22 protein-coding genes are annotated in these 26,576 nt (G+C 41.2%); 14 read left to right on the top strand and 8 right to left on the bottom strand.

The genetic code is table 11. The features are described from left to right. Positions 1–46: 46 nt before the first annotated feature. Positions 47–1,801 carry an ABC transporter ATP-binding protein/permease gene (locus tag BWP33_RS02160; RefSeq protein WP_002641010.1) on the bottom strand — a complete coding sequence of 585 codons (1,755 nt, stop codon included), beginning with the start codon at positions 1,799–1,801 and terminating at the stop codon, positions 47–49. A 102-nt stretch (positions 1,802–1,903) separates the two neighbouring features. Then, complete coding sequence (locus BWP33_RS02155; protein WP_002641011.1) at positions 1,904–2,524, bottom strand: phosphoribosylanthranilate isomerase; 621 nt, start codon at positions 2,522–2,524, stop codon at positions 1,904–1,906. A gap of 112 nt (positions 2,525–2,636) precedes the next feature. On the opposite strand from BWP33_RS02155, the gene BWP33_RS02150 reads away from it, so the two are divergent. From BWP33_RS02150 to BWP33_RS02090, 13 genes are all read left to right on the top strand, one after another. Next, the gene (locus BWP33_RS02150; protein ID WP_002641012.1) at positions 2,637–3,296 is read left to right on the top strand and encodes a LysM peptidoglycan-binding domain-containing M23 family metallopeptidase; all 660 of its coding nucleotides are present in this window, start codon (positions 2,637–2,639) and stop codon (positions 3,294–3,296) included. A 74-nt stretch (positions 3,297–3,370) separates the two neighbouring features. After that, a complete protein-coding gene (locus BWP33_RS02145; protein ID WP_002641013.1) occupies positions 3,371–4,597 on the top strand; it encodes an exonuclease SbcCD subunit D C-terminal domain-containing protein in 1,227 nt (408 codons plus the stop codon). A gap of 14 nt (positions 4,598–4,611) precedes the next feature. Next, positions 4,612–8,265 (top strand): AAA family ATPase, encoded by a 3,654-nt coding sequence (locus BWP33_RS02140; RefSeq protein ID WP_002641014.1) that lies wholly within the window; start codon positions 4,612–4,614, stop codon positions 8,263–8,265. Further along, entirely contained in the window at positions 8,266–9,138 is an 873-nt protein-coding gene (gene xerD / locus BWP33_RS02135; RefSeq protein ID WP_002641015.1) for a site-specific tyrosine recombinase XerD, read from the top strand. It abuts the gene before it with no gap. Positions 9,139–9,530: 392 nt separating this feature from the next. Then, complete coding sequence (gene sdhC, locus BWP33_RS02130) at positions 9,531–9,932, top strand: succinate dehydrogenase, cytochrome b556 subunit (RefSeq protein ID WP_002641016.1); 402 nt, start codon at positions 9,531–9,533, stop codon at positions 9,930–9,932. After that, positions 9,926–10,273: a succinate dehydrogenase, hydrophobic membrane anchor protein gene (sdhD, locus tag BWP33_RS02125; protein ID WP_002641017.1), complete on the top strand. Its 348-nt coding sequence runs from the start codon at positions 9,926–9,928 to the stop codon at positions 10,271–10,273. Before sdhC ends, sdhD begins: the two co-directional genes overlap by 7 nt. A 6-nt stretch (positions 10,274–10,279) precedes the next feature. Next, entirely contained in the window at positions 10,280–12,040 is a 1,761-nt protein-coding gene (gene sdhA, locus BWP33_RS02120; RefSeq protein ID WP_002641018.1) for a succinate dehydrogenase flavoprotein subunit, read from the top strand. A gap of 89 nt (positions 12,041–12,129) precedes the next feature. Next, a complete protein-coding gene (locus BWP33_RS02115) occupies positions 12,130–12,834 on the top strand; it encodes a succinate dehydrogenase iron-sulfur subunit (RefSeq protein ID WP_002641019.1) in 705 nt (234 codons plus the stop codon). A 108-nt stretch (positions 12,835–12,942) separates the two neighbouring features. Beyond that, positions 12,943–13,194: an FAD assembly factor SdhE gene (locus tag BWP33_RS02110; protein WP_002641020.1), complete on the top strand. Its 252-nt coding sequence runs from the start codon at positions 12,943–12,945 to the stop codon at positions 13,192–13,194. 102 nt (positions 13,195–13,296) lie between these two features. Next, positions 13,297–14,580, top strand: a complete 1,284-nt coding sequence (gene gltA / locus BWP33_RS02105) for a citrate synthase (RefSeq protein WP_002641021.1) — start codon at positions 13,297–13,299, stop codon at positions 14,578–14,580. 85 nt (positions 14,581–14,665) lie between these two features. Further along, positions 14,666–15,985: a GTPase/DUF3482 domain-containing protein gene (locus tag BWP33_RS02100; protein ID WP_002641022.1), complete on the top strand. Its 1,320-nt coding sequence runs from the start codon at positions 14,666–14,668 to the stop codon at positions 15,983–15,985. A gap of 284 nt (positions 15,986–16,269) precedes the next feature. Beyond that, positions 16,270–17,340, top strand: coding sequence for a 3-isopropylmalate dehydrogenase (leuB, locus tag BWP33_RS02095; protein WP_002641023.1), 1,071 nt, complete (start codon positions 16,270–16,272; stop codon positions 17,338–17,340). Between the two features lie 253 nt (positions 17,341–17,593). Then, positions 17,594–18,355, top strand: coding sequence for a toxin-antitoxin system YwqK family antitoxin (locus tag BWP33_RS02090; protein WP_002641024.1), 762 nt, complete (start codon positions 17,594–17,596; stop codon positions 18,353–18,355). Positions 18,356–18,554: 199 nt separating this feature from the next. On the opposite strand, the gene serC is transcribed toward BWP33_RS02090, so the two are convergent. The 6 genes from serC to BWP33_RS02060 form a co-directional block, all read right to left on the bottom strand. Then, a complete protein-coding gene (gene serC, locus BWP33_RS02085) occupies positions 18,555–19,661 on the bottom strand; it encodes a phosphoserine transaminase (RefSeq protein ID WP_002641025.1) in 1,107 nt (368 codons plus the stop codon). A 203-nt stretch (positions 19,662–19,864) separates the two neighbouring features. Then, on the bottom strand, positions 19,865–21,907 hold the full coding sequence (gene recG / locus BWP33_RS02080; protein ID WP_002641026.1) for an ATP-dependent DNA helicase RecG: 2,043 nt from the start codon (positions 21,905–21,907) through the stop codon (positions 19,865–19,867). Positions 21,908–22,026: 119 nt separating this feature from the next. Further along, positions 22,027–22,332 (bottom strand): integration host factor subunit beta, encoded by a 306-nt coding sequence (locus tag BWP33_RS02075; protein WP_002641027.1) that lies wholly within the window; start codon positions 22,330–22,332, stop codon positions 22,027–22,029. Positions 22,333–22,346: 14 nt separating this feature from the next. Beyond that, positions 22,347–24,038, bottom strand: a complete 1,692-nt coding sequence (gene rpsA, locus BWP33_RS02070; RefSeq protein WP_002641028.1) for a 30S ribosomal protein S1 — start codon at positions 24,036–24,038, stop codon at positions 22,347–22,349. 132 nt (positions 24,039–24,170) lie between these two features. After that, entirely contained in the window at positions 24,171–24,836 is a 666-nt protein-coding gene (gene cmk / locus BWP33_RS02065; protein ID WP_002641029.1) for a (d)CMP kinase, read from the bottom strand. 77 nt (positions 24,837–24,913) lie between these two features. Next, entirely contained in the window at positions 24,914–25,576 is a 663-nt protein-coding gene (locus BWP33_RS02060; protein ID WP_002641030.1) for a hypothetical protein, read from the bottom strand. Positions 25,577–25,708: 132 nt separating this feature from the next. Here BWP33_RS02060 and BWP33_RS02055 point away from each other — a divergent pair, with 132 nt between their 5' ends. Continuing rightward, on the top strand, positions 25,709–26,560 hold the full coding sequence (locus tag BWP33_RS02055) for a mechanosensitive ion channel family protein (RefSeq protein ID WP_002641031.1): 852 nt from the start codon (positions 25,709–25,711) through the stop codon (positions 26,558–26,560). Positions 26,561–26,576 lie beyond the last annotated feature (16 nt).

The raw sequence follows: 26,576 nt of genomic DNA, 5'->3' as shown, positions 1-26,576 counted from the left end.
TCAGGCAGCCTGAAAACCATTTGATTCATTCGCTTAATATAAATTTTTATGATAAATCAATTTGTTGTTGATGAAATTGCGTTAATGTATTGCGATGTCCAATGCTGACAATCATGCTTTCAGGCAGCCTTTCACGAATCAATTGATACAAATGCGCCTCAGTGTTTTCGTCCAATGCAGAAGTAGCTTCATCCAGCAAAATAAGCTGGGGTTTTGCCAATAAAATCCTTGCAAAAGCAATGCGTTGTAACTCACCCAACGACAAAATATGTTGCCAATCTTGCTTTTCAGGCAACAACGCCGACAAATGTGTTAAATGGCAATCTTGTAAAACCGCTGATAATTCATCATGTTGAACATTTTGTTGCGGATAACAAATCGCATCATGCAACGTGCCTTGTGGCATATAAGCACGTTGTGGCACAAATAAAATATCTGATAAATCAGGCGCATATAAACTACCCGAACCGCCAAACACCCACAATCCAGCCATGCTGCGAAGCAATGACGTTTTACCGCAACCCGATTTGCCTTTCAATAACAAACTCTCACCTTGCTTTAAAGATAAATTAATATTTTTCAACAGAATTTTGCCATTTGGGTGTAACAAATTTGCATCAACCAGTTTCAGGCTGCCTGAAACGGTTTCGCGCGTTAATGCCGCCACTTGATGCTTGTCGCTCAAACCATCTAAAAATCCACTTAAACGCGCTAAACGCGCACGATATGCCGTAAATTGCTTATAAAATAAACGAAAAAACGACAAAGCTTTTTGTAATCGCGCAAAAACCTGTATCGTTTGTTGCACATCACCAACTTTGATTTCTTTAGCAAAAACGCGTGGAGCTTGCAAAATCGCAGGCAGCAACTGTACACCTTGACTGGATATATCATTGAATCCACTTAAAAAAACGCTTTGTTTAGCAATCTGCCAACGGTTACGGATAATTGCCTGAAAATTCAACGCCAAATATTTTTGTTCACGCGCCTCACCAGCATAAAATGCAATGCTCTCTGCATGATCACGTACCCGAATCAACGAATAACGATAATCCCCATTAAGTCTTTCATTTTCATAATGATATTCAATCAATGGTTGACCAATCCACATCGCTAACCCAGTCGCCAACAACACAAATAAAAACACCACAAAAACCAGTCCCTTAGGAATTTCAACCCCAAAAACCAACAATATCCCAGACAACCCCCATAACACAATCGCAAATTCCATAGACGAAATCACTGAATCCAACATTCCACGTATAAATTGAATGGTATCGCCGATAAAATCTTGTGCATCTTGTTGAATACGTTGGTCAATATTATCAGGAATCATTTTTTGCATTTGCATCGTATAATAATTTTTATGCGTCAACCAACCCACTACCAATACCCGATTCAGACGCTCCGCCCACTTAATCGCCAACGCTTGGTCAAAAAAATCATTAATCGCCCCATTCAACGTCCGCAACAACACCACAGATGCATTCATGCCAACAAATAGCCAAAATGCCGACACATTCATATCCTGCAACGCATTAAGCAGCCCTGCCGTCATAAATGTACTTAACACATTCAAGCGGATTTCAGTCAGCAATAAAATCATCATAATGACCAATAATATAATCATTTTAAAATAACTTTTTCTATCCAAACACGGCGCAAGCACTTGTTTAAATTGTTTACCAAATTGGGTTTTGCTGACCCAAAACACCGTCAGCAGCACCGCCAATAACACGCCCATGAATGTTTGCAACAACCACATCGGCGTGGCATTCAATTCTATTTGCCATTTTTGCATGATTCTTTATCCCAAAAATCCATAAAGTTAGGCAGCCCAAAACTTTCAGGCTGCCTGAAACCAATTATAAGTGATAACTTTTTGCAACAACAGTAGGCAAATTTAACAATTTGATTGACAAGCAAAAAGAAATTGACGCATTTTTTCAGGCGACTTAACGCCAGCCGATTCTTCCACCCCACTGGACACATCAACCGACAATGCGCCTGTTTCGTGTAATGCTTGCGCCACATTATCGGGATTCAATCCACCCGACAAAATCCAATGCCCAGCCATTTTTTCAGGCAGCATTTTCCAATCAAAACAATGACCTGTTCCACCATATTCGCCATCAACATACGCATCAAACAAAATTGCACGTGCATCAGGATAACGCGCGAACGCGTGCAACATATCATCTGTGGATTGCACGCGAACCGCTTTTAAATACGGGCGATGGAACTGTTGACAAAATGTAGGCGATTCATCACCATGAAATTGTAACAACGTTAATGGCACAGTCGCCAAAATTTTTTGGACATTTTCCGCTGACTCATTGACAAAAAGTCCAACCGTCTGCACAAATGGTGGCAAGTTTTGGATAATTCGTCTGGCATTTTCAGGTTGAATAAATCGTTTGCTGCCTGAAAAAAACACAAATCCCAATGCATCTGCACCATATGCCACTGCGCTAAGCGCATCTTCTAGGCGTGTGATTCCACAAATTTTTGCTTGAATTTTCATCTTATTAAATCTCATTTTTAAATTGATTTATCATAAATGTCCGCCCCCTATTCTGCACAATGGAGAAAAATTTGTTATCATTTTACCCCAATCTCATGATAGAAAGGTTCACATGAAACACGCTATTTTGCTGACTTCGCTGCTGATTACCATGCTGCTGCCAAGCTGTGCCAGTAATACCAACCCACAACCACGCCAAGCTTGCGCCCATGCACCAGCAGGACAATATTGCGTTCAATCGGGCGATACATTAACACGCTTATCGCAACGATTTGGCGTGAGCGTAGCTGATTTAAAACGCTGGAATCAATTATCAAGCGAAACCATTCACGTTGGCGATGACCTATTGATTCGTGAGCCTTTTAATAATGGAAAAATTTCTGTTGGCAACAACAAGCACACAGTCAACGCATTTCGTCTGCAAATGCCCGTCGATGGCAAAATCATCATACCTTATAGCAATCAAAACAAAGGCATAGATATTGCTGCTAATCGTGGCGAATTTGTTCACGCGGCATCCGATGGCGTGGTCATTTATTCAGGCAACAACATTGCACAATACGGCAAAATGGTTCTCCTCCGACACAGCGCAACCACGATAACAGCTTATGCCAACAACGAAAATATTCTTGTCCCCATGAATGCACGTGTGAAAGCAGGACAAATCATCGCTGAAGTTGGCAGCAGTGGTAGGCGTGATGGCAAAACTGCTTTACATTTTGAATTACGTGTTAATGGAAAACCAACTAACCCGATGAATTATTTTCGTTAATTTTTTGTATGCTGCCTTCGTTAAATACAAGCAGCCTGAAAAATATTTGGACTATTTTTGACTGATTTTTTGCCATGCTGATTTTTCACACTGCCGACTGGCATTTAGGCGCACAACTCGCCAACCACCGCCGCGCCCCCGAACACCAAGCCTTTTTGCGATGGTTATTGCAACAAATAGCCAACCACCAAGCCAACGCACTCATCATTGCTGGCGACGTGTTTGATACCACCACGCCCCCCACTTACGCGCAAGAAACCTACTTCCATTTTTTAAGCCAACTTGCTGATTTACCACATTTTCGTCATGCGATTATCGTTGCTGGCAACCACGATAGCCCCAGTTTTTTAGATGCACCCGCGCCGATGTTGTCGCATTTGAATATCCACGTTATTGGTTCTACCAAAGCCAACCCAGCCGATGAAGTCCTTGTATTAAAAAATGAATTTGGCGAAGATGAATTGATTGTCTGCGCTGTCCCATATTTGCGTGAGCGCGATGTCCGCACCAGTCAAGCTGGCGAAAGTCAAAGCGATAAAAATCAAAAAGTCATACAAGGCACTGCCAAACATTACGCCGAAACCTTTCAGGCTGCGTGTGCCATTCGTGGCGAACGTCAAATTCCAATTGTTGGAACAGGGCATTTGTTTTGCACATCAACCAAAAATAGCAATATAGAACAAGGTGATGGCGTGAGAGAGTTATATGTTGGTACACTCAATCGCTTTCCTGTAGAATTATTCCCAGCATTTGATTATTTGGCATTGGGACATTTACATATTCCACAAAATATTCATTCAAATCAATTAATTCGCTATTCAGGCAGCCCTATTCAAATGGGTTTTGGCGAATGCACGCAACAAAAATCCATTACCACAATTCAATTTGAACGAACTACACCAAAATTGGACACTTTGTCTATTCCTGTTTTCCAACGATTGGCAAAACTTTCAGGCTGCCTGAAAGAAATTCAGCAGCAAATAGCTGATTTACCTGATGAATGTGTTTGGTTGGAGATTCATTATACAGGCGCGGAACACATCGCCGATTTACGCACGACACTGGAAAGCTGCCTGAAAAATACACCACATTACATTCTCAAAATTCGCAATCATCATCAACGTGAACACACGTTGTCGCAACAAAATGAAACCGAAAGTTTAGAAAATTTAGATATTTATCAAGTATTTGAACGTTGCTTAGATGCCAATCACATTCCACTCGAGCAACGTCCCGAACTGCAACATCGCTATCACGATGCCGTAAAAACATATCAAGAATCCGAATTCCATCAATCCTGAATCAAGTCATCAATATGCGTATCATTTCATTACAATTCAAAAACTTAAATTCATTAATAGGCGAATGGAAAATTGATTTCAATGCGCCCGAATTTCGCGATGATGGTATTTTTGCCATCACAGGCGCAACAGGTTCAGGCAAAACCACCTTATTGGACGCGATTTGTGTTGCACTTTACGGCTGCACGCCACGCTTAACCGTATCCAAAACTCAAAACGAATTAATGAGCCGCAAAACAGGCGAATGCTATTCAGAAATTACTTTTGAAATCAATGAGAAAGAATATCGTAGTCATTGGTCGCAAAAACGCGCCCACAACAAACCAGATGGCAATTTACAAAATGTGAAACATTATTTATATGATCATACAACTGGCGCGGTTTTAAGTGAAAAATCAAATCAAACAGCAGATTATATTGAAAAACTAACTGGTATGAATTTTGTGCAGTTCACGCGTACCGTGCTGTTGGCGCAAGGCAATTTTGCGGCTTTTTTACACGCTAAATCTGACGAACGCGCCCTTATTTTGGAAAAAATTACAGGCACAGAAATTTATCAACACATTTCAGCAACCGTGTTTCAGCGCACCAAAACAGAAAAAGAAAAATTAGATAAATTGTCTGAAATTGCAGGCAGACTGAATTATTTATCACCTGAATCATTGGCTTTATTGCAAGAAAATTTAGCTAAAAATCAATTGGCTATTGAAGAAAAGCAACAACAGCAACAATATTGGCAAACATTGGCACAACAACATCAAACCCTTAGCCAATATCGCCAACAAGCCTTACAAATCAGCCAAAATATCCAACAAAACCAAATCCAACAAACCGCATTCCAGCCGCAAGCACAACGCATCATTTCCGCACAAAATGCTCATTTATTAGATAATGTGTACAATATTTGGCAACATCAATATTCAAATTATATTGATTCTGAACAACTATTTAATCAATTAAATGAAACTTTGCCACAAAAAGAACAAGCGCATAAAAATGCTCAAAATCAATTCATTCAAGAAAAAAATAACTTTGAACATGCCGAACAATTTTTGGCTCAATTGCGTTTCAGGCTGCCTGAAATTCGCCGTTTAGATGAAAATATCCGTATTCTTGCCGATCGTATCCAACACGCACAAACGGATTATTTGGCTGCACAAAATGAAAAACAACTCATTGATTCACAAATTGAAATTAGACAAACTACCATTGCAAAATGGCAAAAAAAACAAACTGAATTAGCTGAATTTCTTAGACAAAATGTCCAAAATGCTACATTAAATCAGCATCTATCTGTGTGGGCGCAACAAATCAAGCAATTTGAAGCCATTTTAGAACAATGGCAAATGCTACAAAATAAACAAGAAAAATATAAAAATCAACTAATTAAATATCAAGAAACAGCTAAACAACAACAAAACCTTTATCAGCAAGCACAAACCAAACACAGTAACTTGAAAGATGAATTGTACCATTTGCAGCAACAACGCGAACAACAACCTGAAACCGATAAATTGTTCAAACAACAGATTGATTTAACAAAATATATCGAACAGAAAGCGTATCTCGTTACAGAAGAAGAAGAACTGCGCTATATAGAAATTCAACTTCAGCAGCAACGTGATGCAGTAACCGTGTGCGATGCAAATATTCTTCAATTAAATCATAAAATTGAAGAAATTAACCAGCGTTTAAATGTTGCTGAGCAACAGCATCAATTATCACAAAAAATCATGCAGTTATCTGATTATCGGGTACATTTGCATGATGGCGAGCCTTGTCCGTTGTGTGGTGCAACCGAACACCCTTTTGCTAATGAAGTACTTGAATTAAATGATGAATTAGCCAATCAAATTCATGAATTAAAACAAGAACTCAATCAACAAGAAAAAAATCTGCGTACCAATGAAAAAACACTGGTAATCACATATGAAAAAATAGAAACACTTAAATTTCAAAAAGATAAATCTAGGCAAAATATTACCGATATCCAACAGAAAATAGCGAATTGGGCAACTTATTCTCATCAAGATTTGCATGATTTGCAAGCCGAATTAAAAAAAATAGATGAACAAATTCATTTAATTAAAAAATTAGACCAACAAATTAAATCCACACAAAAAAATGTACAGCTCGCTGAAACACAAACCCAAATTACCCACGAACAATGGCAAAATGCCCAGCAAAACGCACAAGAATACCACATTCATTGTAAATATCATAAAGAACAAATTTCTTTAAAAAATAAAGAATTATCGGATTATTTAACGCAATGGCAAACCACTTTGGTTACTTGGGCAGATGATGTTTGGATTAATGACGATTTTCAGGCTGCCTTACAACGTATTCAAGAAATTTGGACAAATTGTCAAATTAAAAATCAAGATTATCAGAAAAATTTACAACAAAAAAATCAATTAGATAATGATTTAGTCACCGAACAAGCACAATTGGCACAAGAAATACGTCAAGCACAAAAATATCAGCAATTATGTGAAGAATTAGATATTTTATTAAACAACACACGGGCAGAACATCAACAACATCTTACCCAAAGGCAACAAATATTTGGGGAGCAATTGCCTGATATCGCCGAAAACAATGCCATTCAACTTGTTGAATCTACAAAAAATAATTGGAAAAAAGCACAACAAATTGCCCATTCTACTGAACTCGAATTGACACAATGGCGCGAAAAAATTGCCACGAAACAAACAGAATTAGACAAATTATCTATAAATTGTGCTCGGGCACAACAAGATTTTCTTCAAGCGTGTGAGGCACGTGGTTTTATTGATGAACACGCATTTCTCGCAGCAAGGCTGCCCGAAAATGAATTGTCCAATTTATTAATACAGCAACAACAACTCAATCAGGTAGCTGAACATTTGCATATTCAAGCTCAGCACATAGCACAAGAAATTGAAAAATTTGAATCTATTTTGAAAAATCAAGCCAATGAAAACGAAACTCAACAGCAACTTATACAATGTCAAACACAATTAGATGCACTCAAAGAAGATTCAGGCAGCCTGAAAGCGCAATTGTCCGTACACCAGCAAGCCATGACACAACACATTAATTTAATGGAAAAAATTCGCTTGCAAGACGCTGAATATCAACAATGGAAAATTTTGGACAATTTAATAGGATCACAAAAGGGTGATAAATTCAAAAAATTCGCTCAAGGCTTAACTTTTGATGTGATGATTGCCCATGCTAATCGTGAATTACAATACATTAATGACCGCTATTTATTAAAACGAAGTAATGAAAATTCTTTGGAAATTAATGTGATAGATAATTGGCAAGGTGGCGAAGAACGAACTGGCAAAAATTTATCAGGTGGCGAAAGTTTTTTAATTAGTTTAGCATTGGCATTAGGATTGTCCAAAATGCACAGTAAAAATATGCGAATTGACACCCTATTTTTAGATGAAGGTTTCGGAACACTGGACTCGGACACATTGGAAACCGTATTGGACGCTTTGTCTAATTTAAAAAATGAAGGCAAACTCATTGGCGTTATTTCACATATTCCATCGCTCAATGAACGCATCCACGCCCAAATTCAAGTCATTCCAAAGCATAATGGTACCAGCCAAATTGTGGGTGCTGGTTGTGAAAAAATCACGTCTTCGCTTTCAGGCAGCCTGAAAGGAAAATAAATGATTGAATTAATTGATAAATTATTAGAACATCTGTGGCTACAAGAACGTTTGGCACATAATACATTGGAAGCCTACCGCCGCGACTTGTCCAAATTGGCACAACGTTTGGACACGCAACACGCAGATTTTTGGACAGCTGATGCGGTTGCGTTGGCAAGTGCCATTTACGTATCAGACGAGCAGCCACGTTCGCAAGCGCGTTCGTTGTCGGCGTGTAAACGATTGTATGCTTGGCTAGTGGAAACTGGGCAGCGCGAAGATGACCCAACGCGCGATTTAAAGGCCACCAAATTACCACATACTCTGCCAAAAATCATTACAGAACAACAAATTGAAAATTTACTCAATATGCCAGATTGCGATACGCCACACGGTTTGCGTGATAAAGCCTTATTGGAATTGATGTATGCGACAGGCTTGCGCGTTACTGAAGCAGTCAAATTGCGCATGAATGAAATCAATCTAAATCACGGTTTGGTTAATACCATCGGTAAAGGTGATAAACAACGAATTGTCCCATTGGGTGAAGAAGCTGTGCATTGGATTGGACAATATGTCCAATTTTCGCGCCCGCAATTACTCAAAGGACGGCGATGTGATGAATTATTCGTTAGCCAAAAAAAGAGCGGTATGACGCGCCAATTAGCATGGTTGATTGTCAAGCAATATGCTGATTTAGTTGGCATAAAATCATTGTCGCCACACAGTTTACGCCATGCATTCGCCACCCATTTAGTCAATCACGGCGCAGATTTGCGAACCGTCCAAATGCTGCTTGGACACGCCGACATCGCCACCACCCAAATTTACACCCATGTCGCCAACGAACGACTCAAATCCATTGTCCAACAACATCACCCACGCGCGTAATTTCTTTCAGGCAGCCTGAAAACACACGATTGTACCTATTTTATCAAAATATTTTCATTTTAAATTCAGTTAATTATAAATGAGAAAATTTCCTTTTTATTAAACAATTTTTTAGGCTGCCATTTTTTTTATTTGCAAACATTAATTTATGTAAATAATATTACATCTCACTACTTTTATTATCCCACTCAATTTAATATATTTTTTTACAAAAGGACTACACAAGGACTGGAAAACAGGGTAAATTAGTAAACTGTGTAAATCTTTTGAGTTGTGATTGATGACTTAATTGATTTGCATAAATTTCATTTATCTTAGAAAAAAACAGTTGCGCCTATCGCGATTTTTTCAGGCAGCCTGAAAAAACAGATTCAAGCGCAAGAGGAATCATTATGCAAACCGAAAAATTACACTCTGGCAAAAAACGCCCCGTGTATTTGGATATGCCTACGATTATCAAGCATTTACCTATGCCTGCCATCGTGTCCATTTTGCACCGTGCCACTGGCGTTGCGTTGTTTTTGTTGTTGCCGTTTTTGTTGGCATTGTTAAGCGGCTCGCGCTCTAGCGGCGAAGATTTTGAATACTACAAAGCGTGGGCAGATAATTGGTTTATCAAACTGATTTTGTGGGGCGTTTTGTGGGCGTTTATTCATCATCTATTTGCGGGCATCCGCTTTTTGATTATTGACGCACACATTGGCACAGATTTGCAAACTGCGCGCAAATCAGCGCGTATTGTTTTGATTGCAGCCGCCGTTACGGCTTTTGTATTGGGAATTGCATTATGGTAAAACGCAAATTAACAGGCGCGCATTATGGTTTGCGCGATTGGGCAATGCAACGTGCTACGGCTGTTGTGATGGTGTTGTACACCGTGTTATTTTTCTTCTTTTTGCTTGGCATGATTGGCGCAAACGATTACACCGAATGGCAAGCCTTATTCAATAAAACTTGGGTCAAAGTATTCACGCAGGTTACTTTCATCGCCCTATTCTTACACGCTTGGGTAGGCATTCGCGATTTGTGGATGGATTATATTAAGCCATTCTATTTGCGTTTATTCTTACAATGCGCCACTGTGGTTTGGTTGGTTGGTTGTACTGTTTACTCATTCTTTGCCATTTGGGGCTAAAAAATCATGACTTATCCTATTCGTAAATTTGATGCCGTTGTAGTCGGCGCAGGTGGTGCGGGTTTACGCGCCGCGTTGCAATTATCTAAAGCAGGTGTACACACGGCTGTTTTATCTAAAGTTTTCCCAACCCGTTCACACACCGTAGCTGCACAAGGTGGTATTTCTGCATCTTTGGGCAATGTGCAAGAAGACAACTGGGAATGGCATATGTATGACACCGTAAAAGGTTCAGACTGGTTGGGCGACCAAGATGCCATTGAATTCATGACGCGCAATGCAGTTGATGCAGTAGTGGAATTAGAGCATATGGGTATGCCCTTTGACCGCGTGGAAAGTGGCAAAATTTACCAACGCCCATTCGGTGGACACACCGCCGAACACGGTAAACGTGCTGTAGAACGCGCTTGTGCCGTAGCTGACCGTACAGGTCATGCCATGTTGCACACCCTGTATCAACAAAACGTCCGTGCCAATACCCAATTTTTCGTAGAATGGACAGCATTGGATTTAATCCGCGATGATAATGGCGATGTGGTCGGCGTTACTGCCATGGAAATGGAAAGCGGCGAAGTGTATATTTTCCATGCCAAAGCCGTATTATTTGCGACAGGTGGCGCAGGACGAATTTACGCATCATCAACCAACGCTTTTATGAACACTGGCGATGGCTTGGGTATTTGCGCTCGCGCTGGCATTCCATTAGAAGACATGGAGTTTTGGCAATTCCACCCAACAGGCGTGGCAGGTGCAGGCGTGTTGATTACCGAAGGTGTACGCGGCGAAGGCGGTATCTTGTTGAATGCACAAGGCGAACGCTTCATGGAACGCTACGCACCAACGGTAAAAGATTTGGCATCGCGTGATGTGGTGTCTCGTGCGATGGCAATGGAAATTTACGAAGGTCGTGGTTGTGGTCCAAATAAAGACCATGTGTTGTTGAAAATTGACCACATTGGCGCGGAAAAAATCATGTCTAAATTACCAGGCATTCGTGAAATTTCCATTCAATTTGCTGGTATTGACCCAATTAAAGACCCGATTCCCGTTGTGCCAACCACACACTACATGATGGGCGGTATCCCAACCAATTATCACGGCGAAGTGGTTGTCCCTGAAGGCGATAACCCTGAAAAAGTAGTCGGTGGTTTGTATGCGGCTGGCGAATGTGCTTGCGCGTCTGTTCATGGTGCAAATCGCTTGGGGACAAATTCATTGTTGGATTTGGTGGTATTTGGTAAATCGGCTGGCGACAGCATGATTCAATATATTCAAAACCACGATTTCAAAACGCTGCCTGAAAACGCTGGTGAATTCACCAAACAACGTTTAGAACGTTTGAATAATCAAACAGGCGGCGAAAACGTGGACGCATTACGCAACGAATTACAACGTACCGTCCAATTACACGCAGGTGTATTCCGCACAGATGCCATTTTGAAAGAAGGCGTGGAAAAAGTATTGGCACTGTATGAACGCGCCAAACGCACCGAAATCGGCGATAAAAGCTTGGTGTGGAACACTGCACGTATTGAAGCGTTGGAATTGGACAATTTGATGGAAGTGGCTAAAGCGACTTTGGTTTCTGCCGAAGCACGCAAAGAATCACGTGGCGCACACGCATCTGATGACCACACCGAACGCGATGATGTCAATTGGATGAAACATACCTTGTTCTATTCTGCTGACAATCGTTTGGCGTACAAACCCGTACACACCAAACCTTTGACACACGAATACATTGAACCCGCCAAACGCGTTTATTAAGAAAAAAACCATTCAGGCAGCCTGAAAAATCATTCAACCCATTTTTTGAATATTCAGGCAGCCTGAAAACCAACAAAGGAACACCCACAATGGAAAAAATCCGCTTTCAAGTGTACCGCTACAATCCCGATCGCGATGCAGCACCGTACATGCAAGATTATGAATTAGAAATTCAGCCCACTGATGTAAAATTACTTGATGCGATTGTCAAACTCAAAGCGCAAGATGACACGTTGTCTTTCCGCCGTTCATGCCGTGAAGGGATTTGCGGTTCTGATGGTATGAATATTAATGGTAAAAATGGTTTGGCTTGTTTGACTGATATTCGTAGTTTGCAACAACCAATTGTGCTGCGTCCATTACCGGGGTTGCCTGTGATTCGTGATTTAATCGTGGACATGACACAATTTTTCAAGCAATATCATTCTATTAAACCTTATGTGGTAAACGATACCCCTGCACCACAACGCGAACGCCTACAATCACAAGAGGAACGCGCTGAATTAGACGGTTTATATGAATGTATTTTATGTGCATGCTGCTCTACTTCTTGCCCATCGTTTTGGTGGAATCCTGATAAATTCGTTGGCCCATCTGGTTTATTGAATGCGTACCGCTTCATTGCCGACAGCCGCGACACCATTACCAATGAGCGTTTGGACGATTTGAATGACCCATATCGTTTATTCCGTTGCCACACAATTATGAATTGCGTGGACGTATGTCCAAAACATTTGAATCCGACTCGAGCCATCGGGAAAATCAAAGAAATTATGTTGGAGCGTGCGATTTAATTTTTCAGGCAGCCTGAAAAATGATTTTTATCTTTCAGGCTGCCTGAAAACAGTCAAACGAATCGCCCCATCAAAAATACAAAAAAAACATTCACAAGTGAAAAATTTATGGCACAATTTGATGACACCGCCAAACGGCGCATACGCTTTCAAACCAGACGCGGTTTATTAGAATTAGACATTGTTTTAAAACGTTTTATGGCGACTGAATTTGACCAATTAAGCGATGAAGAATTAGCCATTTTTGTGGATATTTTGGCGTTGGAAGACCAAGAATTTCTCGCCCTTGTTAATCAAGTTGAATCACCCAAACGCACTGATTTTGAACCATTGTTAGCCAAAATTCGCCACAACAAATAGTAGAGATTAAAGATTTTCCCATTCAGGCAGCCTGAAAATTTTAACTGCTTGAATTTTAAATGTAATAAGTAAAATATTTTAACCCCAAACTAGGAGCCAGAGATGTCCAATAAAACTGTAAAATTGCAAGGCGAAGGTTTTGACACAGAATTGCCAGTCTTAACAGGCACATTCGGCAATGAAGTAATTGATGTCCGCACCTTAAACAAAACCACTGGTATGTTCACGCTAGACCCCGGATTTGTGTCTACCGCAAGCTGTGAATCCAAAATTACTTTCATTGATGGCGATAAGGGCTTGCTCTACTATCGCGGCTATCCGATTGAACAATTAGCAGAACACAGCGATTATTTAGAAGTGTGCTATTTGCTGATTTACGGTGAATTGCCCACCGCAGAACAAAAAGCCAAATTCGTAAAAACCGTGAAAGAACACACCATGGTTCATGAACAATTGACTTGGTTCTTCCGTGGTTTCCGCCGTGATGCACACCCGATGGCAATGATGGTTGGCGTAGTGGGTGCGTTGTCTGCATTCTACCAAGACAGTTTGGAAATTTCTGACCCACGTCATCGCGAGGTGGCTATTTTCCGCTTGCTCTCCAAAGTACCGACCATCGCCGCAATGTGCTACCGCTACTCAATGGGCTTGCCGTTCAATTATCCACGCAACGACTTGAATTATGCTGCCAATTTCATGCACATGATGTTTGCAACACCTTGCGAAAAATATGAACCCAATCCCGTATTGGTTCGCGCATTAGACCGCATTTTCATCTTACACGCCGACCACGAACAAAATGCGTCTACTTCAACCGTGCGTTTAGCTGGCTCTTCGGGTGCGAATCCATTTGCATGTATTGCGTCTGGTATTTCCAGTTTGTGGGGACCTTCACACGGTGGCGCAAACGAAGCAGTGTTGAATATGTTGGACGAAATCGGCGATGTGTCTCATGTGGCAGAATTCATGGAAGGCGTAAAACAGAAAAAATACAAACTCATGGGATTCGGTCATCGCGTCTACCGCAACATGGATCCACGCGCTGCCATCATGAAAAAAACATGTTACGAAGTTTTGAGCGAATTGGGTTTACAAGACAGCCCCAAATTCAAATTGGCAATGGAATTGGAACAAATTGCATTGAACGACTCGTATTTTGTTGAACGCAAATTGTATCCAAATGTGGACTTCTATTCAGGTATCGTGTTGAGTGCATTGAATATTCCAACGTCAATGTTTACCGTGATTTTTGCATTATCTCGTACAGTCGGCTGGATTTCTCATTGGAATGAAATGATTAGCGACCCTAACCAAAAAATCGGTCGTCCACGTCAACTGTACACAGGCGCACCATATCGCGATTTTGTCCCAACCGATAAACGTTAATTGATGCTTTCAGGCAGCCTGAAAACTGGGAAACTGGTTTTCAGGCTGCCTTTCAGTCTTTTTTATTATTTCAATCACGTAAAATATGGAATCACTCAAACTTGCCGTAGTCGGACACACCAATACAGGCAAAACTTCTTTAATGCGAACGCTGCTGCGTGATACGCAATTTGGCGAAGTCAAAAACGCCGCCGCCACCACACGTCATGTCGAAGAAGCCTTGATTGGCGAATTCGTCCGACTCTACGATACCCCTGGATTAGAAGATGCTGGCGGTATTTTGGATTGGCTAGACAATGAAACACCCAATAAATTAGATGGCATTGAACGCCTAAATTTGTTTCTTGCCAGCCTCGCCGCGCAAACTGAATTCTCCCAAGAAGCCAAAGTGTTACGCCAATTATTACAAAGCGATTGTGCGTTGTATGTGGTTGATGCGCGAGAACCTGTGTTGCCAAAATACAGAGACGAGCTGACCGTACTGTCGTGGTGTGCCAAACCAATTATGCCCGTATTTAACTTTACCGCTGGGCGTGATTTGAGCGAATGGCAAACCATGCTGGCACGGCGAACTTTGCACGTTTCCAGCAGTTTTGATACGGTCGCATTTGATTTTGAAGGCGAAATACGTTTATGGGAAAATTTGGCAACCATGCTGCCTGAACGCCAAATTTTGGATAATCTCATGCGCCATCGTCGCCAAGAATGGCAACGTTTGAATCAAGAAGCGCGTTTATTCATTGCTCATTTTTTATTGAATGTGGCAGCGTTTCGCCAAACGTTTGCCACAGAAGCCGTATTGACCGAAAAACAAGCCGAAATGCAAACCACTATTCGCCAAGCCGAACACCAATTGCATAAACAATTGCTTGATTTATATAAATTTTATAATAATGAATGGCAGAGCAGTGATTGGGCGATTCAAGCGTTTAGTCAAGACCCATTTGACAGCGATTTGCTGATGCACTATGGCATTCGCACAAGCAAAGGTTTGGCGACTGGCGCGGTGGTGGGTTTGGGATTAGACGCGCTGACGTTGGGGACTTCATTGGGTTTGGGGACGGCGATTGGTGGTTTGTTGGGCGGTATTTTATCCAATTGGGAAACATTGTCTGATAAAATTACAGGCACGCAAACTTTGTTGATTGACGCACCCACGTTGACCGTATTGGCTGCCAGAGCGCGTGAAATGTTGGCAAAATTGCAAGCGCGTGGACACGCATCGCAAGACGCTTTCGCTTTAACGGGCGAACTCGCACCGTGGGCAGCCGACAAATTGCCCGAAGAACTTACCCAAGCTAGACGCGAAAAAAATTGGTCATCATTCAATGGTGAAAACGCCACCGATGCCGCCAGACGCCGTGAAAGCACAGCACAAAAATTGGCAGAAAAATTGAAGTTTTGAGGTTTCAGGCAGCCTGAAAAACAATTTGAGTTACAATCAAAACCACGATATAAAATTTTTTTGATGATGTGCTGTTTTTTAGAACCTCTGTGTTCGCAAGATTGATAACTTGATTCTATTGACCATTTTTGCGAATACAAGGCAGCTTTTTAAGCAAACGCAGCAGGTTCTTAGATTTCAACACATAGCAATTTTGGTAAACCAAAATAATATAGAGTGCGCCCCGCGCACCATTTCAAATTAATGACGCGGTGCGCGGGGCGCACCCTGCAAGGATAATTGACATGACCAAACAAATCGCCATTTTATGTGGAGACGGCATCGGACCTGAAATCATCGCTCAAGCCGTGCGCGTGTTGGACAAATTAATTGCACAAGGATTGGACGTAGCCTATGAATATGCACCACTGGGCGGCGAAGCATATGACCAATTTGGTGTCCCGTATCCCGAATTTACGCAAAATGTGTGTCGCAAAGCAGACGCAGTATTATTGGGTGCAGTCGGTTCGCCACAATACGACCAATTAGACCGCCCATTGCGCCCAGAACGTGGCTTATTAGCAATTCGCAAAGATTTGAATTTATTTGCTAATTTACGTCCTGCAGTTTTGTATAAAGAATTGGCGAACGCGTCCACTTTAAAACCCGAAGTCGTGGCAGGTTTGGACATTTTGATTGTTCGTGAATTGACTGGCGACATCTATTTTGGCGAACCGCGTGGCATTCGCACGCTGGAAAATGGCGAACGCGAAGGCTTCAACACCATGAAATATTCAGAAAGCGAAATCCGCCGCATCGCCAAAGTATCATTTGAAGCAGCACAAAAACGCAATAAAAAATTATGCAGCGTGGATAAAGCCAATGTGTTGGAAACCACTGAATTATGGAAAGAAATTTTCAATGAAATGGCGAAAGATTACCCCGACGTGCAATTGAGCCATATGTATGTGGATAACGCCGCCATGCAGCTTGTACGCGCACCCAAACAATTTGACGTGATTGCGACAGGCAATATTTTTGGCGATATCTTATCCGACCAAGCATCTATGTTGACGGGTTCAATTGGTATGCTGCCGTCTGCCTCGCTGAACGAAACAGGCAAAGGTTTGTACGAACCATCACACGGTTCTGCGCCTGATATTGCGGGACAAAACAAAGCCAATCCACTTGCCACCATTTTGTCGCTGGCAATGCTGGTGCGTTACAGCTTGAACGATGAAAATCGTGCCAAACAAATTGAAAATGCCGTACAAAAAGTGTTGGAACAAGGTTTGCGTACTGGCGATATTTTTGAAGACGGTTGCAAACTTGTGTCGTGCAGTGAAATGGGTGATGCGGTTTTGGCTGCGATGTAAGAACCTGTGTTCGTAAAATTGATGACTCGATTTTATTGACAATTTTTGCAAATATAAAGCGGTCGCTGTGTACATCTCGTATATAAGAAAGCAGACAAGGCAATTATATTTTTAATTTCAAACGACTATATTTGATACAAAAGCAGATTTATTATTTAAAATCTGCTTTTTGCGCTTTTTAGGCTTTCAGGCTGCCTGAAAAATGGTTATAGTGGCAAAATATTTATTCACAGATTAATTCAAAGGTTTCAAAATGAAAAAAACAGTTTTAGTGATTTGTGTGGCAATGGCATTGAGCGCGTGCAACCTGAAATCTAAACCGAACACCACGACCGCCAGCATTCCAACTCAAGCCAAATTACTCGCCACCCAAGCGAATGCCGCTAGCCACAAAATGAAATCCAGCAAAGAAAACACCATCGTTTATTTCAACCCAAATGGAGAAGTGCAAACCACCCCTCAAGTTGGCGGATTTTATCGCAAATTGCTTGGCAAAAATCGCGCAGGTCAAGCCATCGTGCAAGATTTCTACCAAGACAGCAACACCAAACAAACCAATCCCATGATATTGTTAGACATGAAAAATTTTGATAATTTTGATTCTGCCGTTATGCAAGGTCGCGTGATTTGGTATAACCCAGCAGGCGAAATTACCCAATTTTTGGATTATCAAAATGGTTTGGTGCAACGCGGCGGTTATTATAACCAAGCTGGTACGCTCGTTTTGGAAACCGAAGGAGACAACCATTTGAATCCAAATGCACCCGTGAAAATTCGTGGTTATTATGATAATGGTCAGATTTTATTTGAAAATAATCAAGCAAATGATAAATCTGAAAGCGTTTTTTATTATGATAATGGACAAAAAATGTGGCACGGAATGTCCAGCACCGAAACCATTCATGCTTGGAATCGCGATGGACAACCCGTTGAATTAAGTGAAATTGCAGATGACATCGCCGCCGCTGAAAAACGGGCATCACAATTGACCAATCAATATATGAGTAATAATTAAACAATCATTCAAATAAGAACCTGTGTTCGTAAGCAGGTTCTAAAACATTTTCAGGCTACCTATTGATTCAGGCAGCCTGAAAATCTATTTGTGTAGTCGTTTAAAATGATGCGTAGTACGCTCACTTATATACGAGATGTACACGGCGATCGCCTTGTTTGATGTGTGTTTGAAACGTATACATAAACATATGAATATATTAACCGTAACGTTTTTGGAAATCCTGCATAAATTCAATCAACGCGTCTACACCCGCCATGGGCATCGCATTGTAAATGCTGGCACGCATTCCACCAACCGCCTTGTAACCGCGTAATAATTGCAAACCATTCAATACCGATTCTTGAATAAATTTTTCATCTAATTCAATATCTTGTGTGCGAAATACCACATTCATTTGTGAACGCGCATCGGGATAAATATCATTTTGGTAGAAACCACCGCTTTGGTCAATCGCATCGTATAATTTCTTCGCTTTTAATTCATTGATTTTTTGAATGCTTTCTACACCACCTTGCGCTTGCAACCAACGAAATACCAACCCTGCCATGTAAATTGGATAAGTCGCTGGCGTATTGTACATTCCCTGACGCTGCACATGAGATTGGTAATTCCACACATCAGGCACATGACTGCTGCAACGTTCCAACAAATCTTCACGAATAATGACCACGGTTGCACCTGCAGGTCCAATGTTTTTCTGTGCGCCTGCATAAATCACGCCAAAATCCGCCACATTCACTTGACGCGACAAAATTTCAGACGACATATCACAAATTAACGGTGGCAAATCCGCCGACCATTGTGGCACATCACGATATTGCAAACCATGAACCGTTTCATTAATCACAAAATGAACAAACGCCGCATCACGATGAATGTCCCAAGATGCCACAGGTGGCACGTTTTTGTATTGAAAATCACGTTTACCATCAGCAGCCAAATGAATGTGAGTTTGAGTCAATTTGGCCATTTGTTTGTAGGCGATTTCCGACCAATTACCCGACACCACTGCATCAACACATTCAAATCCATGCGCGAAATTCAACACAATTTGACTGAACTGTGCTGATGCACCACCTTGTAAAAACAAGACTTTATAATTATTTGGGATATTCATCAACTGTCGCAAATCTTGTTCCGCGTGATGCAAAATACTGGCAAACGCATCGCCACGATGCGACATAGTCATCACAGAAATGCCCGTACCATTGTAATCCAACATTTCATTTTGTGCGGTACGCAAAACGCTTTCAGGCAGCACAGCAGGGCCAGCAGAAAAATTGTAAATCGGAAATGGCTGCATCAAAATGTTTCCTTATAAATGATTTTCAGGCTGCCTTTTTTCAGGCTGCCTGAAATGGGTTATCTAAAAATAAACGCAAGTATTTTATGCTTGTTAAGCGTAAATGACAATTGATTCAGGTAGCCTAAAAGACTGACGTTTTAGTAGTACTTTGGGTTTTAAACGACCATCACTTGAATTTAAAGCACTGTATTTTCATTTAGCTAAGCCGCCAAAAATCCTTCCCGACTGCCCAACCATCGTTCCAAATGCCGTGCCACCACGTCAGGCTCATGCGCGACCAAATCTGCCGCCGCTTGTCGTGCCTGTTCCAGCAACACCATATCTGTTTGCAAATCCGCAAAACGCAACATCGGCGCACCACTTTGCCGCGCCCCTAAAAATTCGCCTGGTCCACGAATTTCCAAATCTTGTCGTGCAATTTCAAAGCCATCGGTATGTTCATGAATCACTTTGAGTCGCGCCTTGCTGACCTGACCAAGTGGTTCTGCGAACAACAACACACAAGTACTGGCAACCGCACCACGCCCTACTCGCCCACGCAATTGATGCAATTGCGCCAACCCCATGCGCTCGGCATGCTCAATAACCATTAGACTGGCATTAGGCACATCCACACCCACTTCAATCACGGTCGTGGCGACCAAAACATTCAGGCTGCCTGAAATAAATTCGGACATCACAGCGGCTTTTTCGGCAGCTTTCATACGTCCATGAACTAACCCTATGTTTAAACTGGGTAAATGGTTTTGTAATTCGGCTAACGTGTCGGTAGCAGTTTGTAATTGCAGCGTTTCGCTTTCTTCAATCAACGGACAAACCCAATACGCTTGTTGTCCTTTTTGGCAGGTGCTTAATACAAAACCTTCCACATCATTTCTACGTAACTGATTGACTAATTTAGTTTTAATAGGTGTTCTATTGGGGGGTAATTCGTCAATAGACGACACGTCCAAATCTGCCAAAAAACTCATCGCCAACGTGCGCGGAATAGGTGTGGCGGACATCATTAATTGATGAACATCTTGCCCTTTATTTTTCAATGCCAACCGTTGTGCCACACCAAAACGGTGCTGCTCATCTACAATCACCAAGCCTAAATTATCAAATAAAACATCATCTTGAAACAGCGCATGTGTCCCCACCACCACCCGAATTTCGCCATTTGCCAATGCTGCTTTTGCTTCATCTTTCGCCTTTTTTTTCAGGCTGCCTGAAAGCCACGCCACGCGAATACCTAAAGTTTCAAACCATTGTTTAAATTTGATAAAATGCTGCTCTGCCAAAATTTCGGTTGGTGCCATAATCGCCACTTGCACGCCCTCACATTCCAATGCCACCAAAGCCGACAAAGCCGCCACAATCGTTTTACCACTACCGACATCGCCTTGCAACAAGCGATGCATAGGAACATGATTTGCCAAATCTGCTCGAATCTCATCGCAAACGCGCTGCTGTGCATGGGTCAAACGAAATGGTAAATTTGCCAACAATTTTTTTGACAAAACCCCATTGCCAATCAAAGGTTTGGCATTACCTGATTTTCGCCGTTGCCGAGCCAAACGCATAGACAATTGTTGCGCCAATAATTCATCAAATTTCAGGCGTTGCCAAGCAGGAAACGCGCCATCTGCCAGCGTTTGCATGGACAATTCAGGCGGTGGATTATGCAATGTCCGCAAGCTCTCCGCCAAAGACGGTAATTTCAATGATTTCAATAACTTTTCAGGCAGTACTTCTGTCAAATCCACCGCATCTAAGGCAGCCTGAACCGCTTTACGCAAAGTGGGTTGATTCAAACCATTGGTTGTGGGATAAATTGGTGTAAGACTTTGAGCCAATTTATTATTTTCAGGAGATTTTAATTTTGGATGAATCATTTCATCGCCATAAAATCCACGCTTGATTTCACCCAAAGCGCGTACAGTTGCACCTTGTGCCAATTGCTTTTGATGATTAGGATAAAAATGAATGAAACGCAAATTCAGACACGCCCCCGAATCATCTTTAATGCGTGCAATTAATTGTTTTCGTGGCTTAAATTGTATTTCCTGATGCAATACCACGCCCTCCACCTGACAAATTTCCCCAATGGGTGCAGCAGCAATCGGGATAATTTGTGTTTCGTCTTCGTAACGCAATGGTAAATGCAAAGCCAAATCCCAAGCACTATGTAAATGCAATTTTTCCAATTTATTGGCGATATTATCGGTTAATTTCAATAATTGACGTGTTTCAGGCTGCATTATAATTATCCAAAAAACAAAATATAAACAACATTATAACCGTTTCAGACAGCAAAAACAAAACGCCACAGAACATTCATTCTGTGGCGTTGAATTAATCAATAATTAAATAAATTCAATTATTTAGCAGAAATATCTACACGTTCACGCAATTCTTTACCAGGTTTGAAATGTGGAACACGTTTTGCAGGAACTTCCACACGTTCGCCTGTTTTTGGATTACGACCCACACGAGCGGGGCGATCATTCAAATCAAAGCTACCAAAACCGCGAATTTCAATACGCTGACCTTTTGCCAACGATCGAGTCATGGTATCCACCAAAACTTTCACACTGTATTCGATGTCTTTGGTTTGCAATTCGGTGTCGCTGTTTTTCTCAACGAATACCTCCGCCAAGCGAGTCATTAATTCAGATTTAGTCATCTGGTTTACCTATTTTAGTTTTTGCTTAAAGACGCCTTCAGCAAATCACCCAAACTAGTTGTGCCAGCATTAGCAGGAGCAACTGTTTGAACTGCTTTCAATGCTTCGTCATTTGCTTTTGCATCTTTGGCTTTCACAGACAATTTGATGTTGCGGTTTTTGCGATCAACAGTAACGATAATCGCTTCCACTTCATCACCTTCTTTTAATTTAGTGGTTAAATCTTCAACGCGTTCGCTGTCAAATTCAGACGCTGGCAAATAGGCTTCTACTTCATCAGCCAAAACAACAGTTGCACCTTTGGCTTCAACGGCTTTCACGGTACCTTTAACCAAAGCACCTTTATCATTTACAGACAAGAAGTTATTAAATGGATCGCCTTCCAATTGTTTGATGCCCAAGCTGATGCGTTCTTTTTCCACATCAATTGCCAACACAACAGCTTCCACTTCTTCGCCTTTTTTGTATTTGCGAACAGCTTCTTCGCCAGCTTCAGTCCAAGACAAATCAGACAAATGAACCAAACCATCAATGTTGCCAGGCAAACCAACAAATACGCCAAAATCAGTAATAGATTTCACTGCACCTTTAATTTTATCGCCTTTGGTGTAATTGGCTTCAAAATCTTGCCATGGATTTGATTGACATTGTTTCATGCCCAAAGAAATACGGCGTTTGTCTTCGTCAATATCCAAAATCATCACTTCCACTTCATCGCCCAATTGAACGACTTTGCTTGGGTGAACATTTTTGTTAGTCCAATCCATTTCAGAAACGTGAACCAAACCCTCAATACCTTGTTCAATTTCAACAAACGCACCATAATCAGTCAAGTTAGATACTTTACCGAACAAACGAGTACCTTGTGGATAGCGACGAGCCAAACCGTCCCAAGGATCTTCACCCAACTGTTTCAAGCCCAAAGATACACGTTGTTTATCTTGGTCAAAGCGCAATACTTTGGCTTCCACTTCTTGACCCACTTCCAAAACTTCGCTTGGGTGTTTCACACGACGCCAAGCCAAATCTGTGATGTGCAACAAGCCATCAATACCACCCAAATCAACAAATGCACCATAATCAGTGATGTTTTTCACGATACCTTTAACAATGGTGTCTTCTTGCAAGTTCTCCATCAAGGCTTTGCGCTCTTCGCCCAAAGTAGCTTCCAATACAGCGCGACGTGAAACCACTACATTATTGCGTTTTTTGTCCAATTTGATGACTTTAAATTCAATCTCTTTACCCTCAAAATGAGAAGTATCTTTGATTGGGCGAACATCTACCAATGAACCAGGCAAGAAAGCGCGAATGCTGTTAATCATCACAGTCAAGCCGCCTTTCACTTTACCATTAATCACGCCTGACAAGATTTCGCCATCTTCCATGGCTTCTTCCAAAGTAATCCAGTCAGCAGCACGTTTGGCTTTTTCGCGAGACAACTTGGTTTCGCCAAAACCGTTTTCTACAGATTCAATGGTAACGGTAACAAAATCACCAACTTTTACTTCTAAATCGCCATGAGCGTTTTTGAACTCATTGATATCAATCAAAGATTCTGATTTTAAACCAGCGTTCACAATTACAAATTTATCAGTAATATCCACTACTTCAGCAGTGATTACTTCGCCGTAGGTCATTTCTTGGGTAGCTGAAAACTCTTCAAGCAGTTGAGCAAAATTTTCCATATTTTGGTTTGCTTTCATGCACCGCCAAGGGGTGCGGGGTGTGGGGTTTATCAAACAATTTTGTCCTTGGCGCAAAATTGCGATGGAATTAACAAATTGATTTTGTTCAGAAAACCTTTTTCAGGCTGCCTGAACCTTAAGGAATCAGTATTATACTGATAAATTATTTTTTTTGCTATACCAATCAAGCACTTTTTTTACAGATTCTTCAATTGTCAAATCAGATGTATCCAATAATAAAGTATCGGGCAACCGTTGAAGCGGTGCAACTGCACGATTACGGTCGGCCTCATCACGCGCTTGAATATCAGCCAAAATTTTTTCAAACTCAACGCCTTGAAGTGAAATATTAATTTGCTTAGCACGACGTTGGGCGCGAATTTCGGGCGGTGCCGTCAGAAAAATTTTTAAGCACGCATCAGGAAAAACCACCGACCCCATATCGCGCCCATCTGCCACCAATCCACGTTCCGTCAAAAAATCGCGCTGGCGTTGCAGCAAAGCCAAACGAACACCAGGCAACTTTGCAACTTCAGATGCCCCCATACCAATCGCTTCTATTCTGATTTCATTAGTAACATCTTTTTGATTTAAAAATATTTTTTGACCATCAAATTGCACTGGCAATCGCGCTGCCAATTTTGCCAATTCAGCTTCATTATTCCATGCAATTTGTTGATTTTTAGCGAAAAGAGCAGTTAAACGATACAACGCCCCCGAATCCAAATACGCCCACCCCAAATGTGCCGCCACGCGTGCCGCCACCGTGCCTTTGCCCGATGCCGATGGACCATCTATCGTAATCACTTTTTGCATCATTTTTCCTTTATATTAAATTAATGACAATATTTTTCAGGCTGCCTGAAAAAATTTAATTGATTCATTTATTGCTTTTAAAAATTTAATTCTGTACGTAATTTTGCTGCATCATCATCAATCATATCCAAAAAATGAATCATTTGAACACGGCTATTTTGATGGAACGTTTCCAAAACCACCGTTTCTTGTTCAATCAATTTTTCCAGCGCATAACGGTCAGTGCTAGGCAATGTGGCTTGTTCGGCAAACTCATTTTCCAAGTGTTTGATTTTTAATAATTGTGGCGCAGAATCTTGCATCATTTGACTGAACGTAAATTCGGTCTCCGATGCCAAATAAAAACGACTGTGAATCACAATATCACGAAATTCCTTAAAATAATGATAATAACGTTTCGCAGTCAAACCATTTTCAGACAAACTCTGCTGCTCGGTTATCATCTCATTTTTCAAATTTACCAAAGTTTGATATACCAAAATTTTTTGTTCCAATAAACTGCTTTTCAGGCTGCCTGAAGACGTTGGCGCAATCACAGAAGATTGTGTAACTTGCTGATTTTGCTGTTTCCATTCCTTTTTCAAATCCAACAAAAAGCGACGATTTTGTCGCACAATTTGACTTTTTAATATCCAAATTAACAAAACCAATATAATAGCTGTTAAAATAACGATATTCGCACGAATCAATGGCAAAATGGATTGCACATAATTCATGATTTCAGTTAGTTGCAGTTGCACAATATTCTCCATTTCGGATAATTAATTTGATTGAGGTTGAATTTTATCATATCGATGCTGAATTTATGGCTGTAAACTGATTTTCAGATTGCCTAAAGATGTGAATCTGTTTGAAAAAAAGGTTTATTTAAAATGCAATTAACCAATATTTTTAGTAACTTAGCTTTAAATTTTCAGCTGGAACTGCTCCATACTGTTTTACTGATTCCCAGCATTGTTTTTCTGCGTTGGTTGTGGTTACGGTTTTATTTTTATCGCCATCCTAATTTGGAGTTAGAATTTAAACGCCGCGCCATTGTGATGAGTCGTAATTTTTCACTATTGGTTGGCGTGATTGCGTTGGCAGCGGTTTGGGCGACCCAATTGCAGCATTTTGCGTTGTCTATGGTGGCATTGGCAGCGGCGACTGTGTTGGCGACCAAAGAATTGATTATGTGCTTGCTTGGCAGCATGATGCGCATGATTACCAACCAATATTCCATCGGTGATTATGTGGAAATTTCCAATATTCGTGGGCGCGTGGTAGATATTAATATGTTTAACACGCTCGTGATTCAAACGGGTACAAATAATCAACTGGGTGATTTATCAGGAAAAACTGTTTCATTTCCAAATAGTTTACTGTTAAGCGTGCCACTGTCGCGTGATAATGTGATTGGCAAATATGTTGTGCATACATTTGAGATTCCCGTACCGATTCGCTTAGATTCTGATGCGATTGTGCCACGTTTGGAGTGGGTGTTGCGTGATTATTGTGCGCGTTATGTATTGGATATTGCACAATATTTTGAAGAAGTGAAAATGCAAAAAATGTTCGTAACCCCTGCAGCTGACCCGACCATCAGCCGTATGCCGCGCGATAACAGTATGTATTGTTTGGTGGTACGATTTGCATCACCGTTGTCTAAACGATTGATGATTCAACAAGCTATTTTAGATGAATTCATTCGCATTCAATATTTATTGATGACCAATGATGAATAATTCTTCAATAAAAAAT

The organism is Simonsiella muelleri ATCC 29453 (assembly GCF_002951835.1).
Taxonomy (GTDB): Bacteria; Pseudomonadota; Gammaproteobacteria; order Burkholderiales; family Neisseriaceae; genus Simonsiella; species Simonsiella muelleri.
This window is presented reverse-complemented; position numbering and strand designations above follow the sequence as displayed.

Coding starts and splice junctions, on each gene's coding strand:
- BWP33_RS02155 (WP_002641011.1), bottom strand. CDS start 2,524: ATGAAAATTCAAGCAAAAATTTGTGGAATCACACGCCTAGAAGATGCG.
- BWP33_RS02150 (WP_002641012.1), top strand. CDS start 2,637: ATGAAACACGCTATTTTGCTGACTTCGCTGCTGATTACCATGCTGCTG.
- BWP33_RS02110 (WP_002641020.1), top strand. CDS start 12,943: ATGGCACAATTTGATGACACCGCCAAACGGCGCATACGCTTTCAAACC.
- cmk (WP_002641029.1), bottom strand. CDS start 24,836: ATGCAAAAAGTGATTACGATAGATGGTCCATCGGCATCGGGCAAAGGC.
- BWP33_RS02160 (WP_002641010.1), bottom strand. CDS start 1,801: ATGCAAAAATGGCAAATAGAATTGAATGCCACGCCGATGTGGTTGTTG.
- BWP33_RS02100 (WP_002641022.1), top strand. CDS start 14,666: ATGGAATCACTCAAACTTGCCGTAGTCGGACACACCAATACAGGCAAA.
- BWP33_RS02090 (WP_002641024.1), top strand. CDS start 17,594: ATGAAAAAAACAGTTTTAGTGATTTGTGTGGCAATGGCATTGAGCGCG.
- serC (WP_002641025.1), bottom strand. CDS start 19,661: ATGCAGCCATTTCCGATTTACAATTTTTCTGCTGGCCCTGCTGTGCTG.
- sdhA (WP_002641018.1), top strand. CDS start 10,280: ATGACTTATCCTATTCGTAAATTTGATGCCGTTGTAGTCGGCGCAGGT.
- rpsA (WP_002641028.1), bottom strand. CDS start 24,038: ATGAAAGCAAACCAAAATATGGAAAATTTTGCTCAACTGCTTGAAGAG.
- sdhC (WP_002641016.1), top strand. CDS start 9,531: ATGCAAACCGAAAAATTACACTCTGGCAAAAAACGCCCCGTGTATTTG.
- sdhD (WP_002641017.1), top strand. CDS start 9,926: ATGGTAAAACGCAAATTAACAGGCGCGCATTATGGTTTGCGCGATTGG.
- recG (WP_002641026.1), bottom strand. CDS start 21,907: ATGCAGCCTGAAACACGTCAATTATTGAAATTAACCGATAATATCGCC.
- BWP33_RS02115 (WP_002641019.1), top strand. CDS start 12,130: ATGGAAAAAATCCGCTTTCAAGTGTACCGCTACAATCCCGATCGCGAT.
- xerD (WP_002641015.1), top strand. CDS start 8,266: ATGATTGAATTAATTGATAAATTATTAGAACATCTGTGGCTACAAGAA.
- BWP33_RS02140 (WP_002641014.1), top strand. CDS start 4,612: ATGCGTATCATTTCATTACAATTCAAAAACTTAAATTCATTAATAGGC.
- gltA (WP_002641021.1), top strand. CDS start 13,297: ATGTCCAATAAAACTGTAAAATTGCAAGGCGAAGGTTTTGACACAGAA.
- BWP33_RS02145 (WP_002641013.1), top strand. CDS start 3,371: ATGCTGATTTTTCACACTGCCGACTGGCATTTAGGCGCACAACTCGCC.
- BWP33_RS02075 (WP_002641027.1), bottom strand. CDS start 22,332: ATGACTAAATCTGAATTAATGACTCGCTTGGCGGAGGTATTCGTTGAG.
- leuB (WP_002641023.1), top strand. CDS start 16,270: ATGACCAAACAAATCGCCATTTTATGTGGAGACGGCATCGGACCTGAA.
- BWP33_RS02055 (WP_002641031.1), top strand. CDS start 25,709: ATGCAATTAACCAATATTTTTAGTAACTTAGCTTTAAATTTTCAGCTG.